General features: G+C 60.0%; 1 protein-coding gene. It reads left to right on the top strand.

The genetic code is table 11. The annotated features are described in order from the left end of the window. Positions 1 to 59: 59 nt before the first annotated feature. A partial coding sequence (locus ACLIIZ_RS21105) for an IS5 family transposase (RefSeq protein ID WP_416695675.1) occupies positions 60 to 553 on the top strand: 494 nt, incomplete at its 3' end.

Raw genomic sequence — 553 nt, 5'->3', positions numbered from 1 at the left:
CGGAACGACGATAGCGTTGGGATGAGAAAATGCTGAAAGCGTGACAGCGGGTAGGCGAGATGACAAAGCAAGCGAGCTTTTCTGAACTGGAATATGCGGCGAAGAAGAAGCAGACGCGGCGGGACCGGTTTCTAGCGGAGATAGAAGCGATCACCCCGTGGGCGGAACTGGAGCGGACGATCACGCCGTTCTACCCGAGTTCGGGAGGTCGTGGTCGCCCGCCCATTGGGCTGACCCGGATGCTGCGCATGTACGTAGCGCAGCAGTGCTTCGGGCTCTCGGACGAAGGCGTCGAAGATGCCCTGTACGACAGCCAGGCCATTCGGCGCTTTGTCGGGATCGACCTGGCGCGGGAAGCGGCACCGGATGCTACGACCTTGCTCAAATTCCGCCGTCTGCTGGAAGCGCACCAACTGACCGAATCCATCTTCAATACCATCAACGCGCATCTGGCCGAGAAAGGTCTGTTGCTGCGTGAAGGCACGATAGTCGATGCCACCCTGATCGCCGCGCCACCCTCGACCAAGAACCGGGAAGGGAAACGGGATGAAGA

The sequence above is a fragment of the Azonexus caeni genome, from assembly GCF_048146105.1.
In the GTDB taxonomy this organism is placed as follows: domain Bacteria; phylum Pseudomonadota; class Gammaproteobacteria; order Burkholderiales; family Rhodocyclaceae; genus Azonexus; species Azonexus aromaticus_B.
The sequence above is the reverse complement of the archived record's forward strand: the minus strand, read 5'-3'. Positions and strand labels throughout refer to the sequence as shown.